Consider the following 14,377-nt stretch of genomic DNA (forward strand, 5'->3'; position numbering starts at 1 on the left):
GCATACTTATAGGGTCTAGTATACCATTTTAGAAGCGATTAAAATCAGTTTTCTCTAAGAAATTACCAAGAGATGTTTTAATAACTCTCTTCTCAGTATCAATCTCATCAATTTTTACTAAAGAGAGATAATCATCAACCATCTTATCGGCATGAGTAGTTTCACAAAGCACACAAATTCCACCAACTGTAGAATCGAATTCACGAACTAAGCCTTCCATACCAGTTAAAGTGCCTCCGCCCTTCATAAAATCATCAATGATTAAGACATTTGAACCTTTTGGCAAAACCTTAGTTGGCAATTCCATTTTGGCAACACGAGAAGATGAAGAAGATAAGTAGTTAACAGATACAGTTGCACCTTCAGTAACTTTACCTCTCTTGCGGGCCGTTACAAACGGAACATTCAAAAATCTAGATACTGCTTCAGCTAAAGGTATCCCTTTAGTTTCAATAGTCATAACTGCAGTAATATTTTTATAAGCATAATGTGTTGCAACCATTTCACCAATTCTTTGCATATCGCTAGGTGAGCCTAAAACATCAGACAAATATACAAAACCACCTGGCAAAATTCGTTCGGTATCTTCAATTCTGTCAGCTAATTCCTTTAAATATGCTTCAGAATGTTTCTTACCCAAAAATGGAATATAACGTACTCCTCCAGCTGCACCAGCAACAGTTTCTAGTACACCGTCTTCATTAGCAGCTAAAGTATGCTTGAGAATTGATAAATCTTCTGAAATTGATGATTTGGCAGAGCCATAACGCTTAGCAAAAAAAGGCAATGAAATAAGCGTATGCGGACGAGCCAAAAGATATTTGGTCATATCAACCAGTCTTTCTGAACGTTTCATGGTTATTCCTTTCTAATGTTTGTAAATAATCAATTTATAATATACATTAATGACAACAAAAAATCACTAGTGTTTTATAAAAAACACCAGTGATTGTTCGTAAAAAACAATTTTTTATTATATACTATTCAAATTTTAATTCAATATTTTTAGTTAACAAATCTGTATAACTGTATGATACTCTTTCAAAACTATTTTGGTTTTGATCAAGATCAACTACAAATACAGCAGGAAAGGTGCTTTTCAAGATACCTTTTCTTTTAGTTACCTTTTTTCTACCCGCTTGGGCTACAACAGTTAGATTCTCACCTACATGTGAATCTAATGACTTCTTGATTGATACGATTGATGTTGGCACTAGAAAACACTCCTTTGTGAAACATAGTGTATCACAAATTTGTGATTTTTTCAACAAAGTAGTCAATTATTAAGCTTTCAATGCTTTAGCTAAGCTAATAAATTGACCAATTGTCAATTCCTCTGGTCGAGCCTTCTCAGGTAAATCTAGCATTTGTAATAAGTTTTTACGTTCTTCACCATTTTTTACTAAAGACTTCAAATTATTATTCAATGTCTTTCTTCTTTGTGAAAAACACATCTTTACCACATGTTCAAAATTTTCAGTGTCACCAACATCAACTTTTTTTGCAAGTGGTTTAAGAACAACAACTGCTGAATCAACTTTTGGCTGTGGATTAAAGTTTGTATGATCTACCATCACAGCCATTTTCACAGCCATTTGTGTTTGAACGAAGATAGTTAAAGGGCCATACTCCTTATTACCACTACTTGCACATAGCCTTTCAGCTACTTCTTTTTGCATCATCAAAGTCAGACTTTCAAAAGCTAAATCGCTTTTAGCTAAAGCAAAAATAATAGGAGTTGTAATGTAATATGGTAAATTAGCCACAACTTTAATTGGCTTATTCAAATCAAAGAAGTCGCCAATATCTTCCTTAAAATCCGCTTTTAAAATATCTTTCATTACCAGTTTAAATACATCATCTAAGTGCTTATTTTCAACTTTTTGAGGCAATTCATTATGCAAAATTTCTGGTAAATCTTGATCAATTTCATAAGCCAAAACTTTAGCGCCTCTCAAAAGCATTTGCTCTGTCAAAGAACCAATTCCAGGTCCAATTTCTAAAACTTGATCATCACTTTTAATTTCTGCAGCATCTAAAATATCATTAATTTTATTCAAACTAATTAAAAAGTTCTGTCCCAAATTTTTCTTTGCAAATCCTAAATAACGATTCATTATCGCTTTAGTTCTAACAGGATCACAAATTGGTAAATTATTTGCCATTTTCAACCTCACTTACTGTTTGTTTTAATTCAGAAAAGCCAATGCCAAACATAACCAAACGCTTATAAAATTGCTTACCATTTGCATAGCCAATGCCCAATTTAATTCCAACAGCTTCTCGTAATTTACGTGAACGCAGACTGGTAGCTAAACCCAAACTACGATATTCATCAAAAGTTAAATCACTAGTTTTTGCACCTTCATGCAGCTCAACTAAAGCTCGCTCAAGTGCCTCTTTAGTTGCATGTTCAACACCCAAACTTCCACTAAACTCGGGTTCTGCTTCTTTTCTTGTTATAAAAGCTTGTTTAGCAGTTGGAACTGCACATGTCACAATCTTTCTGATTCGTTCTCCATTAAAGTCAGGATCAGTAAAAACAATTATCTCTCGCTTTTGTGCCACCTTTTTTATTAAGGCCAAGGTTTCAGTACTTACTGCCGATCCATTAGTTTCTATCGTTTCTATTCCAGGGAAAAATTGTTTTAATCGAGCAGTATCATCTTTTCCTTCAACGACTACAACTGCATCAAAGTTCTTTTTATTTAATTGCATAAGCTGTCACCGTATTCCGATAAGTAGCTTCAGCTACTTGCTCTAAACTAACTTCTTTCAATTCACTGATTGCCTTAGCAACATAATAAACATAAGCAGGTTCATTTTGCTTACCACGGTATGGCTTAGGAGTTAAATAAGGCGCATCTGTTTCAACGACTAAACGATCAAGTGGCACTAATTTCACACTTGCATGAACATCTTGGGCTTTCGTAAATGACGCCACTCCTGAAAATGAAAAAGTTACATTATCTAATTCTAAAAATTTTTTAGTCCACTTAGGGCCACCATTATAACTATGTAAAACTGCTCCATATTCAAGATTGCTATTGCTCAAAATTTCATAACAATCCTTAAAAGCATCCCTAGTATGAATATTGACCGGCAATTTCAAATCATGCGCAATTTCAATTTGTCTTTGAAAAACTGTTTTTTGAACATCACGTGGTGATTCATCCCAGTAATAATCAAGTCCAATTTCACCTAAAGCTACCACTTTTGGTTGCTTTAATTGCTGAATTAGTAAATCTTCCCATTCTTGACAGTAGTCTTTAGCAACATCAGGGCAATAGCCAACAATCGCATAGACATTGTCATATTTATTAGCCAAATCTAATGCGCGCTTATTATATTCTAAATCTTGTCCAACACAAGCCATTTTCGTCACATGTAAATCTTGTGCCCTTTGCAAATAAACTGCTTCTTTGCCCCTAAAGGGGGTGTCATTCAAATGAGTGTGTGCGTCAAAAATCTCCATTAACCTAATAATGCCCCTAAGTCGTGTTCTTCACCAACAATTGCCAGTTTAACCTTCTTACCCTTTTCACTTGATAAGAGCATTCCTTGGCTTTCCATCCCCATCATCTTCCGAGGTTTAAGGTTAGTAACAGCTAAGATCTTTTTGCCTACTAATTCTTCAAAGTCTGGGTAGAATTTGCGCATCCCTGACAAGATTTGACGCTTTTCATCACCAAAGTCCATTTGGAACTTAAGCAATTTACTTGATCCTTCAACTGCTTCTACGCTCAAGACTTGTCCAACTTTAATTTCTACTTTATCAAAGTCATCAATTGAAATGTAATTTTTTTCTGCTTCCATTTCTTTGGCTTTCTTTTCACTTCTAGTTTGCTTCTTACTTACTGCCTTAGCCATTTCTGCCTTAATGTATGCAACTTCTTCATCCTTTTTTCTTCTAGGGAAAATTGGTGCTGGCTTGTCAGTAACTTTAATATTCCAAGCAAATTCTCCAAATTTAAGAGCCTTTTGATCAGCCTCTTCGAAGTTCAAACCTAATTGTTCAAAAATCTGGGCTGGACTTTCAGTCATAATTGGGCTAATCATAATAGCAATTAAGCGTAAACTTTCAGCTAAGTTAGCCATTACCCGAGCTAATTCTTCAGTCTTGCCTTCTTTGTTCAATACCCAAGGAGTAGTTTCATCAATGTATTTATTAGCACGGCCCACAAATTTCCAAATGGCATCAAGTGCTTGTGAGAAGTGAAGCGCGTCCATTTGCTTTTGATACTCAGCAATTGTTTCATCAGCAAATTTAGCTAAATTATTACCTAAATCATCTTGACTACCTGGCTTAGACACAAGTCCAGCTTGATATTGGTTAATCATTGAAACAGTTCTATTCAATAAATTACCTAAGTCATTAGCCAAATCGAAGTTAACTCTTTCCACGAAGTCTTCTGGTGAGAAACTACCATCACTACCGAATGGAATTGCTCGCATTAAGTAGTAACGCAAAGCATCTAAGCCAAAACGGTCAACAATTGATTCTGGATAAACAGCGTTACCCTTCGACTTACTCATCTTGTCCTTGTAAATCAAAACCCAGCCATGACCAAAAATTTGCTTTGGAAGTGGTAAATCAAGTGCCATCAACATAATTGGCCAGTAAATAGTGTGGAAACGTACAATTTCCTTACCAACTAAATGAACATCAGCTGGCCAGAACTTCTTGAACAAGCTATCGTCATCGCTACCATAACCCAAAGCAGTAATATAGTTTGATAAAGCATCAATCCAAACATAGACCACGTGCTTAGGGTCACTAGGTACAGGAATTCCCCAGTCAATCGTAGTTCTAGTAACTGATAAGTCTTCAAGACCTGGTTTGATAAAGTTATTAACCATTTCCTTTTCACGTGAGTGTGGCAAGATAAATTCAGGATGGTCTTGGTAGTACTTAAGTAAGCGGTCTGCGTATTTACTCATTCTAAAGAAGTATGATGGTTCTTTAACAAGTTGTACTTTGTGACCTGATGGGGCAATTCCGCCAATTACTTTACCATTATCATCTTTAAAGACTTCTTTTAATTGTGATTCAGTAAAGTATTCTTCATCTTCAACGCTGTACCAACCAGTGTATTCACCTAAGTAAATATCACCTTGTTTTAGTAGCTTTTCAAAAATCGCTTGAACAGCTTTCACATGTTCTGGATCACTAGTCCTAATAAATTTATCGTAAGAAATATCAAGCTTTTTCCAAAGTTCTTTGTATTGCTTGGCCATTCCATCCACATATTCTTGTGGCTTAATGCCAGCTTTTTCTGCTTTTTGTTCAATCTTTAAACCATGTTCATCAGTTCCAGTTAAAAAGAAAGTTTCATAGCCTTGGCTGCGCTTGTAACGAGCCATACTATCAGCTGCAATTGTAGTGTAAGCATTACCGATAGTTAACCGACCTGATGGATAATAAATTGGAGTAGTAATATAAAAAGTTTTTTTGTCAGCCATAAATTGTCTCTCTTTCAAGTTTATATTTCAATAATACACCATACAAAAAGGGATTGCTCCCTAAATGAGAATCCCTTATATTGTAACAGATTAAATCAAAAATTTTTCTTTTCTGAGATAAAGTCTCTTAACTAAAGTTGTTAATAAAATATAAAACACTAATAAAACAAATACCATTTCAATAAATGTACCGGGCATTGGGCCAAATTTCAAACTAGTTGCTATGCGTGAATATGGCAAATAGCTTCCGATAACAGCAGCTCCAAAAGTTGCAAGCATAACTGGCGCTGTTGCTCGCTGCTTAATTAATGGCAAACGTTGATCTCTTAAAGCATGGATAACCATTTCTTGTGTCCAAAGAGATTCAATAAACCAGCCAGTATGGAAAACAGCGATGAAAACTGCTTGTCCTGCCATATTCAAACTAGTAAAACTACCTCCTGCCACACTTGGACAAACTACAAAGTAAAGCAAGGCAAAAGTAATAATGTCAAAAACAGATGAAGTTGGTCCAAAGTAAAACATAAATTTAGGTAATTTTTTAGTTGACCAAGTTCTTGGTTGTGAAAGATATTCTGCATCCATCTTATCAAATGGAATTGCCAAGCAACTAGTCCCATACAGCAAGTCCAAAATTAATAACTGCAGTGGTAACATTGGCAAGAATGGTAAGAAACTAGATGCTACTAGAATTGATAAAATATTTCCGAAATTAGAAGAAAGAGTAATCTTAATATATTTCATAGTATTACCAAAAATCTTCCGTCCAATTCTTACTCCATTTTCCAAAATTCTTAGATCCTTATGAAGTAAGATAATGTCAGCACTTTCTTTGGCAATATCAACTGCAGTATCAACGGAAATAGAAACATCTGCTGCCTTCATTGCTGGAGCGTCATTAATTCCATCTCCCATATAACCAACTGTATGTCCATCTTTTTTTAAAATCTCAATGATTTTAGTTTTTAATTCTGGTGACAGTTTTACAAAAATATCACTTTCTTCAACCATCTTGCTTAATTCAGCATCTGTTTTTCCTTCCAACTCATTACCAGAATATATTTTTGAAATATCTAATCCAACCTGCTTCCCTACTGCTCTAGTTACAGCCGCATTATCTCCTGTCAAAATTTTAACAGTAATACCATCTTCTTTGAGATGATGTAATGCTTCTTTTGCAGTTTCTTTTGGTGGATCAAGAAAAGCCAAAAAGCCAACAATTGTTAATTCTGATTCATCTTCTACAGAAAATTCACCAACTGGTGCTGGATTTTTCTTATATCCAAGTAAAATAACACGGAGGCCGTCATTATTCATATCGTTAATATTGGCCAAAACTTTATCTTCTTGTTCTTTGGTTAAAGGCAAACGCTGCCCATTAACTTCAACAAAACTACTTGCCTCCAGCATTTCTTCAGCTGCACCTTTAGTAACAAGTAAATGCTCACCAGCTTGATTTTGAACGACAACACTCATGCGTCGCCGCCTAAAGTCAAACGGAATTTCATCAATTTTTTCATAGTCTTGCTTAATTTTCTTTGTATTAAGTTCATTTTCAGCTGCATCAATAACAGCCTTATCAATTAAGTCTTTCATCCCTGTTTGATAAAAGCTATTCAAATAAGACAATTCTAAAACTTTAGGTTTTTCAATCATATTTAGATCGTAGTGTCGCTCTAAAACTACCTTATCTTGTGTCAAAGTTCCAGTTTTATCAGTACATAAAATATCAGCTGATCCAAAATTTTGAATCGAATTCATCTTTTTGACAATTGTGCCATGTTTAGACATTTCCACTGAACCCTTGACCAAATTACTAGTAACAATAACTGGTAGCATTTCTGGCGTTAATCCTACTGCAGTTGCTATAGCAAAAATCAACGCATCTAACCAATTTCCTTTAGTTAAGCCATTAATCACAAAAACTAACGGTGCAATGACTGCAGTCATTGTAATTAATAACTTAGAAATATCTTTAATTCCAGTATCAAAACTAGTTTGCTTAATTTTAGTTTGAGAAATTTGCCTAGCTAATTTTCCAAAAACAGTTTGGCTCCCTGTCGCAAACACAATCCCTGTCCCAGAACCAGAAACAATTGTTGTTCCTTCATAAACCACATTAGGATAATCAATATATTCATTCAATTGATTTTTAGTAGGCTTTTGGCCAGCAATTTTTTCAACAGGATTAGATTCACCATTTAATGAGCTAGAAGAACAAAATAAATCCTTACTCTTTATTAATTTCATATCAGCTGGAACCATATCCCCTGCTGCCAAATTAATAATATCTCCTGGAACAACTTCACTTGTTGCTAGCTCTTGATCTTTGCCATCTCGACAAATATTGGTAGTAACAGAAACCATTTTTAGCAAAGATTGAACAGCATCATTAGTTTTTACATTTTGAATAAAACTTGTCAGCCCTGATATCAAAACCATAGTAATCATAATAATTACCGTACTTAAATCTTTATCACTAGCTGGAACAAAAATGTAGTTAGTAAATAAAGATAATGTGGCCAAAATGAGTAATACTACCGTAAACGGAGTCATAAAAGCTTCAAATAAGAAGTGAGCTTTAGTATTATGCTCATCTTTAGCAATTTCATTTTTGCCATATTTTGCACGCATTTGTTCCGCTTGGGATGTACTTAATCCTTTATTGGAACTTTTAAATCGCTCAAAAGTGGTGGTCAATTCTTCCGTTGCAACTTCCTGCAATAATTTGCGATTAGTTGCATTACTTACAGTTTTCTTTTTGATTTTAATCATCAAAACCCCTCCTCTTTTTTGAGCAAACAAACAAAAAGAGCCCACCAAAAGGAGGGCTCTCAAAAAGGCTGCGTTATAACCAATCGTTCAGTTTTAACACTACGTGACGTAAGCACATGCTAGCTATCTGGATAGTGCCTTAACTCGACAATACCTGTTTGACCCGTTGGCATCTCTGGATGTTCCTGGGCGATAGCGTGTGTTCACGTAGGAGTCTCACCTAACAGTTCATTTGCTGTATTAAAATTACATGTTGAGTATAAACTCACTCTTTAGAAGGCGTCAAGAATTATCTCTTAAATATAAATTTTTGGTAAAGATATGCACCACCCATAAATATCAAACCAAACATAATAGCTACCGGTAGTGTTAGACTTCTTGGTTTTAGTATTTTTTCTAAATCATTTTGCGATAAATCAACTTGACTTGTAATTCTTTGATTTTGATCAATCAAAGTAAAAATCGCCCGCAATAATTGCTTTATTCCGCGAGTAACTTGCTTTTTATTAGTTGACTTTAATAATTCTGCCTGACTAGTCAATAAATTAGCTTTTATACTAGTGGTAATAACTTTTTGCCATTTTTTACCAATGTATAATTGCACATTATTACTTTTCTTCCCATATTCAAATAAAAGATAAATTTCTTTTGAATCCACCTTCACTGGTCGCCTATTAACTATTTTAATTTTAGCTTCAATATTTTTTTGCTTATACAGCTGATTTTGATTTTGGACTAATTGTCCAATAGTCATTTCATCAGACTTAAAAGCTGTTATGATTGGAAAGCAGATTAATAAAATAAGAATCAGGTGCTTAATTTTCATTTTCAGCAATTTCCTCAACTAAATTTTGAGCGTAGCTAGAATCTAACTTAATTTGATTGACTTCAACACCTGTCTTTTTCAATAGTTCTACTGCCAATGGATTATCATGATAGTCAAAAAAGTAATTTACTTTTTTAATACCAGCTTGAATCAAAGCTTTGGTGCAATTGTAGCAAGGAAAATGAGTTACATATATTTCTGTATCTAAAGTTGAAACGCCATTTTTGGCACATTGAATCAATGTATTCATTTCTGAATGAATCGTACGTATGCAGTGTCCATCCACCATTTGATGCCCCACATCATCACAATGTTCTTGTCCCGTTACCGAACCGTTATATCCTGTACCAATAATTCTTTTATCTTTGACTAGTACACTGCCAACTAAAGCACGATTACAAGTCGAACGTTGACTAATTACTAGTGCTTGCATCATAAAATATTGATTCCATGGGATTCGATTCCGTGACATAAAGCTTTAACTCCTATCTATTCTTGAAATAATTTAATCCAATTGCATCACGAACTTCTTGTAAAGTTTCATTAGCAACTTCATTAGCTTTTCTTGAACCTTCTAAAAGCATTTCATAGACTGCATCTGTATCTTGAGCAAATTTTTCTCTACGTTCTCTAATTGGGGCAAGTTCAGCTTCCAAAACTTCATTCAAGAAACGTTTGATTTTAACATCCCCTAATCCACCTTTTTGATATTGCTCTTTAAGGTCTTGCACCTTTTCTTTATCTGAACAAAATACATCTAAATAAGTGAAAACGGTATTTCCTTCAACTTGTCCAGGATCTTCCACATGAATATGATTTGGATCAGTATACATTGACATTACTTTTTTAGTTAAGGTCTTTGCATCATCAGCTAAATAAATTGCATTACCTAATGATTTACTCATCTTGGCGTTTCCATCAAGACCTGGTAATCTACCTTGCCCCTTAGGTGGGAAGTAACCCTTAGGTTCTTTTAAAATATCTGTATTATATAAACGATTAAAGGTTCTAACAATTTCTCTTGTTTGTTCCATCATCGGTTCTTGATCATCCCCGACAGGAATTACTGTTGCTTTAAAAGCTGTAATATCAGCTGCTTGAGAAACAGGATATGTCAAAAAGCCTGCTGGAATACTTTCGTTAAAGTTCTTTTGCTTGATTTCTGTTTTAACAGTTGGATTTCTTTCTAATCTTGCTACAGTAACTAAATCTAAATAATAAGCAGTCAATTCAAATAAAGCAGGAATTTGTGATTGTACAAAAATAGTTGATTTTTCAGGATCTATACCTACTGCTAGATAATCAAGAGCTACTTCAATTAAGCTATTACGGATTTTTTCAGGATTACGAGCATTATCTGTCATTGCTTGTGTATCAGCAATCATAATGTAGGGATTATATTTACCTTCGTTTTGTAAGATTACCCGATTTTTCAATGAACCTATATAGTGACCTATATGTAACCGCCCGGTTGGCCGATCGCCGGTTAAAAGTACTTCTTTAGTCATATTTTTCTCCTTAAAATTAAAAAGCTTTTTGAAATTAATACCTTCATTTTAACATAGATAATAATTTTCTCTTGGATAAAGAAATTATTCATGATAAACTTAATCATGTACTTGCGGGTATAGTTTAATGGTAAAACACCAGCTTCCCAAGCTGGGGATGCGGGTTCGATTCACGCTATCCGCTTAATAAAAAGGAATTCCTAACGGAATTCCTTTTTTTATATTAATATTACCATCAATAATCCATTAAGTATTGCTAAATAAAGAGGCATAACAATATTCTGACTATACAAATATGCCCAAGCAAAAACCACACCAAAAATCATATCTAGCAAAAATATAGGAGCATTCAGCTGAAAATTTAAAAAACTAAATGCCAAACCTGAAAATACTATACCAAAGATTGCAACTGACCCCACATTATCTCTGAATAAATAATTAAACATGAATCCTTCAGCTAAAAAAACTTGTAAAAATGGTAATACTAAACCTTGAGACAAAATTAAAAACCAAAACATAGAAACTGATTCATGTTTAGCATATGTTAATTGAAATGTATAGGAGTTTAGATAATGAATAACTTGTAAATAAGATATCAGTCCACGTAAAAAGAAAACAAAAAATGATAAGAAAAGAGTTACTTTAATATTATCTAATAAGTTTACTTTATTTACTCTTTCAAAATATCGTTGTTCTCTTTTGAAGCGATACACAAATAACAACAAAGTCATAATAGTTACAATAGCAAATAAAATTAAATCCCAAATATGTAATGGCGAACTATTGGCGCAGAGCTCTTTAGCTCCAACAACCATTAAATATCCCACAATATAGACTGTATATCTAATCAGATTTCCTTGTACAGATTTTGGCGAATTCAAGTGCCACACTCCTATCCTAAACCATATCTTGTTAAATTATAACAAAAATTGGTCTACATTACGCTAATATCTGATTACAGTTCTTTAACAATCTCTAGATAATTTATTTCTGATAAATTAATTATTTGCCGATTAATAACTACTTGATTATCATCCCAAGCTTCAACATGGCCTCTAATTTCAGGTAAAGGAACCCCATCTAAATCAACTGCCTTTACTTGGACTTGAACTATTTTTCCTTCAAGAATGGCGGTAGATAGGATTGCTTTTATTTCTTCTAATTTTAGACTACTTTTTAAAGAATTACTTTCAGATTTTTGGCTTTTAGCTATTTGAGCTGTATGATCACTTAACAAAAAGCCTGTCCATTTTTTCATCCCTCTATCTTGATAATTTTTAAAAAAATCATATATCAGCTTATCGTTACTCATAACTAGATCCACCATTATGACCACCAACTAAATTAGCTCTCTTAATCGAAGTTGCTCCTGGTAAAAGACTGGAAGCTTTAACTAAACTAGCAAGACCATATTTCTCTCTAAGGGAATCAATAATATAATCACAATTTTTGTGTTTCATTTGTGTAGTAGAATCCACAAACAAATCAAGTTGCTGCTCTGTATCTGGTAATAAATCTGAATAAGCAATACTAATCGTCCTAACTGCTTCACCTTTCCAGAATTTTCGAAACAATCCCCTCAACTCTGCAGTTAAAACTAAATTATCATTCGTTGCGATAATCTTTTTACTTGCATTAATTCCAGTTCTTTTTTTATTTTTAAATTTTGAAAAGCCCATATGCAATGAAATATGGCTAGTAAGCAACTTTCTTTTTCTAATTCTAGCAGCTACTTGTTCCGCTATTTCTCTAATTACAATCTCAATTTCACGTTGTTCTAAATAGTCCCGCATCAAAACCTGTGAATTACCTACACTCTTGTGTTCAGGATGATATTTTTGACTAATGATACTCCGATCAACACCCCAACTCATCGCAAAAAGTTGCTCACCAATTATTCCAAATTCAGATTTTAATTTTTCAGGATTACAATGAGCCAACTCATTCATATCATTAATTCCCAATTTTTTAAGCCGTATAGCTGTTGACTTATTAATTCCCCAAACATCTTCTAAATTCTTTATTTGCCAAATTGTATCAGGGACATCAATATAATGCCAAAACGCAATCATTGACCATCTTTTTTTGGCCTCAATATCCATAGCTAATTTGGCAAGAAGCGGATTCTCTCCTATACCACATGTGGTATACAAACCTAGTTTTTCTCTAATTTCTTTTTGAATTCCTCGCCCAACTAAATATGGATCAGTCCCAAACAAGTGCCATGATCTAGTCATATCAATCATACTTTCATCAATAGAGTAGATATGAATATCTTCTTCAGCTGCATATTTTCGAAAAATATTTAACACTTCCATGCTTTTTTGAATATACAAATTCATATGTGGTTCTACTAAAATTAAATCTTTTCTTTGAGATTTAGGTGGCAAATCTCTCGCCCTCATAACATTTGTCAAGCCATATTTTTTCTTAGCTAAAGGAGAAGCAGCCATGATTAAACTAGATTTCTCATCACTATCTGGTTGACGAGAAAGAACAGCTAAAGCTGTTGTCATTGGATTTAATCCCAAACGTAAGCATTCACAACTAGCATAAAAAGACTTATTATCAATCATAAATATTAATCTGTGTGGTTCATATCTATAATCATACATTCGCTTTCTCCTTTGCAAACATAAGTTTGTAAATATAATCTACACAGTTTTATTAAAAAAGCAATCTTTTTATAACAAAAAAGATCAAGTTAAAACTTGATCTTATAAAACATCTTCAATTGTAACTTCATATGAACCTGCAGGTGCCTCGACAGTAACGCAGGTGCCAGCTTCTTTTTTCATGATAGCTGCACCCAATGGAGAATCAAAAGAAATTTTACCAGCTTCTAAATTTGCTTCCAATCTTCCTACAATTTCATACGTATCACTTGTTTCATCATCTTCAAAGCGTAACTTAACTTTTTTGCCCAAATCAACTTTTTTATCATCATTAGGAGTTATGATTTCGGCATATTTTAATTGTTTATCTAAATAGCGAAGTCTACTCTCAAGATGACGCAACTCTTTCTTAGCCTCTGTATATTCACTGTTTTCAGATAAATCGCCTAAGCTTCTTGCTTCTTGAAGTGCCTTAATTTTTATTGGACGCTTCTTCTTTAAATTTGCAATTTCCTCCTCAATCAATTTATAGCCTTGAGGAGTCATTTTTTGAAAATAAACCATTAATTCACCTTAACTAGCCTATTATTAACAACATCATAGTAATATAAGCCATTTGCTTTTTCTACATAATTAGCCACAATATGACCACTAGCTTTTTCAGCTACAGAAATCTGAGTTTCATTTGATGCAGAAGAAATATAAGCTACTAAGTCATTATCAGTAAAACTAGCCGGATATCCCCCACGTTTAAGCCAATCATTCACAGCTGCGCTAGCAAGTGATTCAGTACTATTTGAATTAGTTACTACTTTACCAGAATTCGTTTGATTATTGTTTACTGAACCTTGAGAATTAGTTTTACTTTGACTATTAGTATTACTAGTAGTTTGATTATTAGTCACATTTGCATTAGAAGAAATGGTACTATTTGAACTACTTTGGCTTTCAGTTTCATCTATATTCGTTGAATTTGTTTTTTTAGACTTCTTAGATTTTTTCGCCTTTTTATGATGTTTCTTTACAACTTGACTTTGTTTAGCAGAAGACTGGGTGGATTTCTTTTGTGTACATCCTGTTATAGCTCCTGCAAAAACTAACAATAATGCTATTGAAGTAATTATTTTTTTATACATAATACTACCTCTTTTTCTAAGTCTTATTATAAAGCGAGACTGTAAAATAGTTTG

Annotated in this window: 15 protein-coding genes, 1 tRNA gene and 1 riboswitch; of the genes, 1 reads left to right on the forward strand and 15 read right to left on the reverse strand. The window is 33.6% G+C overall.

Annotation, left to right across the window (positions count from 1 at the left end):
* Positions 1 to 28: 28 nt before the first annotated feature.
* The 10 genes from purR to trpS form a co-directional block, all read right to left on the reverse strand.
* Entirely contained in the window at positions 29 to 856 is an 828-nt protein-coding gene (purR, locus tag ACNDLV_RS05005) for a pur operon repressor (RefSeq protein WP_006585920.1), read from the reverse strand.
* Between the two features lie 124 nt (positions 857 to 980).
* On the reverse strand, positions 981 to 1,214 hold the full coding sequence (locus ACNDLV_RS05010) for a Veg family protein (protein ID WP_006585921.1): 234 nt from the start codon (positions 1,212 to 1,214) through the stop codon (positions 981 to 983).
* A 69-nt stretch (positions 1,215 to 1,283) separates the two neighbouring features.
* Positions 1,284 to 2,165: a 16S rRNA (adenine(1518)-N(6)/adenine(1519)-N(6))-dimethyltransferase RsmA gene (gene rsmA, locus ACNDLV_RS05015; RefSeq protein WP_006585922.1), complete on the reverse strand. Its 882-nt coding sequence runs from the start codon at positions 2,163 to 2,165 to the stop codon at positions 1,284 to 1,286.
* Positions 2,155 to 2,718, reverse strand: coding sequence for a ribonuclease M5 (gene rnmV / locus ACNDLV_RS05020; protein WP_006585923.1), 564 nt, complete (start codon positions 2,716 to 2,718; stop codon positions 2,155 to 2,157). Before rnmV ends, rsmA begins: the two co-directional genes overlap by 11 nt.
* On the reverse strand, positions 2,705 to 3,475 hold the full coding sequence (locus ACNDLV_RS05025; RefSeq protein ID WP_006585924.1) for a TatD family hydrolase: 771 nt from the start codon (positions 3,473 to 3,475) through the stop codon (positions 2,705 to 2,707). The genes rnmV and ACNDLV_RS05025 overlap by 14 nt, the downstream gene beginning before the upstream one ends.
* Positions 3,475 to 5,463 (reverse strand): methionine--tRNA ligase, encoded by a 1,989-nt coding sequence (gene metG, locus ACNDLV_RS05030; RefSeq protein ID WP_006585925.1) that lies wholly within the window; start codon positions 5,461 to 5,463, stop codon positions 3,475 to 3,477. The genes ACNDLV_RS05025 and metG overlap by 1 nt, the downstream gene beginning before the upstream one ends.
* A gap of 90 nt (positions 5,464 to 5,553) precedes the next feature.
* Entirely contained in the window at positions 5,554 to 8,238 is a 2,685-nt protein-coding gene (gene mgtA / locus ACNDLV_RS05035) for a magnesium-translocating P-type ATPase (RefSeq protein WP_022091082.1), read from the reverse strand.
* 71 nt (positions 8,239 to 8,309) lie between these two features.
* Positions 8,310 to 8,473: riboswitch (M-box (ykoK) riboswitch) on the reverse strand.
* A 54-nt stretch (positions 8,474 to 8,527) separates the two neighbouring features.
* Positions 8,528 to 9,064: a hypothetical protein gene (locus tag ACNDLV_RS05040; protein ID WP_006585927.1), complete on the reverse strand. Its 537-nt coding sequence runs from the start codon at positions 9,062 to 9,064 to the stop codon at positions 8,528 to 8,530.
* The gene (locus tag ACNDLV_RS05045) at positions 9,054 to 9,536 is read right to left on the reverse strand and encodes a ComE operon protein 2 (protein ID WP_006585928.1); all 483 of its coding nucleotides are present in this window, start codon (positions 9,534 to 9,536) and stop codon (positions 9,054 to 9,056) included. Before ACNDLV_RS05045 ends, ACNDLV_RS05040 begins: the two co-directional genes overlap by 11 nt.
* 13 nt (positions 9,537 to 9,549) lie before the next feature.
* Positions 9,550 to 10,572, reverse strand: a complete 1,023-nt coding sequence (gene trpS / locus ACNDLV_RS05050; protein WP_006585929.1) for a tryptophan--tRNA ligase — start codon at positions 10,570 to 10,572, stop codon at positions 9,550 to 9,552.
* A gap of 113 nt (positions 10,573 to 10,685) precedes the next feature.
* Here trpS and ACNDLV_RS05055 point away from each other — a divergent pair.
* A tRNA-Gly gene (locus ACNDLV_RS05055) sits at positions 10,686 to 10,756 on the forward strand.
* Positions 10,757 to 10,790: 34 nt separating this feature from the next.
* Here ACNDLV_RS05055 and ACNDLV_RS05060 read toward each other — a convergent pair.
* The 5 genes from ACNDLV_RS05060 to ACNDLV_RS05080 form a co-directional block, all read right to left on the reverse strand.
* Positions 10,791 to 11,453 carry a CPBP family glutamic-type intramembrane protease gene (locus ACNDLV_RS05060; RefSeq protein WP_006587625.1) on the reverse strand — a complete coding sequence of 221 codons (663 nt, stop codon included), beginning with the start codon at positions 11,451 to 11,453 and terminating at the stop codon, positions 10,791 to 10,793.
* A 74-nt stretch (positions 11,454 to 11,527) separates the two neighbouring features.
* Positions 11,528 to 11,884, reverse strand: coding sequence for a hypothetical protein (locus tag ACNDLV_RS05065; RefSeq protein WP_022091084.1), 357 nt, complete (start codon positions 11,882 to 11,884; stop codon positions 11,528 to 11,530).
* Entirely contained in the window at positions 11,877 to 13,187 is a 1,311-nt protein-coding gene (locus ACNDLV_RS05070) for a Y-family DNA polymerase (RefSeq protein ID WP_006585932.1), read from the reverse strand. Before ACNDLV_RS05070 ends, ACNDLV_RS05065 begins: the two co-directional genes overlap by 8 nt.
* A 102-nt stretch (positions 13,188 to 13,289) precedes the next feature.
* Entirely contained in the window at positions 13,290 to 13,751 is a 462-nt protein-coding gene (gene greA, locus ACNDLV_RS05075) for a transcription elongation factor GreA (RefSeq protein WP_006585933.1), read from the reverse strand.
* Entirely contained in the window at positions 13,751 to 14,323 is a 573-nt protein-coding gene (locus tag ACNDLV_RS05080; protein WP_006585934.1) for a hypothetical protein, read from the reverse strand. The genes greA and ACNDLV_RS05080 overlap by 1 nt, the downstream gene beginning before the upstream one ends.
* Between the last annotated feature and the right edge of the window lie 54 nt (positions 14,324 to 14,377).

The organism is Lactobacillus fornicalis (assembly GCF_055362665.1).

Coding starts and splice junctions, on each gene's coding strand:
- ACNDLV_RS05045 (WP_006585928.1), bottom strand. CDS start 9,536: ATGTCACGGAATCGAATCCCATGGAATCAATATTTTATGATGCAAGCA.
- greA (WP_006585933.1), bottom strand. CDS start 13,751: ATGGTTTATTTTCAAAAAATGACTCCTCAAGGCTATAAATTGATTGAG.
- ACNDLV_RS05065 (WP_022091084.1), bottom strand. CDS start 11,884: ATGAGTAACGATAAGCTGATATATGATTTTTTTAAAAATTATCAAGAT.
- rnmV (WP_006585923.1), bottom strand. CDS start 2,718: ATGCAATTAAATAAAAAGAACTTTGATGCAGTTGTAGTCGTTGAAGGA.
- metG (WP_006585925.1), bottom strand. CDS start 5,463: ATGGCTGACAAAAAAACTTTTTATATTACTACTCCAATTTATTATCCA.
- trpS (WP_006585929.1), bottom strand. CDS start 10,572: ATGACTAAAGAAGTACTTTTAACCGGCGATCGGCCAACCGGGCGGTTA.
- mgtA (WP_022091082.1), bottom strand. CDS start 8,238: ATGATTAAAATCAAAAAGAAAACTGTAAGTAATGCAACTAATCGCAAA.
- ACNDLV_RS05025 (WP_006585924.1), bottom strand. CDS start 3,475: ATGGAGATTTTTGACGCACACACTCATTTGAATGACACCCCCTTTAGG.
- purR (WP_006585920.1), bottom strand. CDS start 856: ATGAAACGTTCAGAAAGACTGGTTGATATGACCAAATATCTTTTGGCT.
- ACNDLV_RS05070 (WP_006585932.1), bottom strand. CDS start 13,187: ATGTATGATTATAGATATGAACCACACAGATTAATATTTATGATTGAT.
- ACNDLV_RS05040 (WP_006585927.1), bottom strand. CDS start 9,064: ATGAAAATTAAGCACCTGATTCTTATTTTATTAATCTGCTTTCCAATC.
- rsmA (WP_006585922.1), bottom strand. CDS start 2,165: ATGGCAAATAATTTACCAATTTGTGATCCTGTTAGAACTAAAGCGATA.
- ACNDLV_RS05080 (WP_006585934.1), bottom strand. CDS start 14,323: ATGTATAAAAAAATAATTACTTCAATAGCATTATTGTTAGTTTTTGCA.